Source organism: Halomonas sp. ND22Bw, assembly GCF_003011945.1.
Taxonomy (GTDB): Bacteria; Pseudomonadota; Gammaproteobacteria; order Pseudomonadales; family Halomonadaceae; genus Halomonas; species Halomonas halophila.
In genome coordinates, this window is record NZ_PXWD01000434.1 from 1 (window position 1) to 337 (window position 337).

The 337-nt window shown below is 67.4% G+C and carries 1 pseudogene; it reads left to right on the plus strand.

The features are described from left to right. Positions 1 to 337: pseudogene (locus CVH10_RS18800) on the plus strand (hypothetical protein); the annotation flags it as partial.

The window sequence follows — 337 nt, forward strand, 5'->3', positions numbered from 1 at the left end:
AGTCACTGAAGCCGTCGTTCACCGCCGCCTACTGGCGCATCGTGACGGGACACGGTCCGGCGAGTCAGGCAGATCAGGACGCCCTGTATGACGCCAGGGCCCAGGATGAGATCGCTCTCTACGGCCGCAACATCGAGAACTATGTCGGAAACCTGAGGGTGCCGGTGGGCGCCGTCGGTCCCTTGCGGATCAACGGCCTGTTCGCCCAGGGCGACCACTATGTCCCGCTGGCGACGACGGAAGCGGCCCTGGTTGCATCCTATGGACGCGGTGCCCGCCTGATCTCGGCAGCGGGCGGCTGTGCGGCGGCAGTGCTAGCCGAAGGCGTCCACCGGGC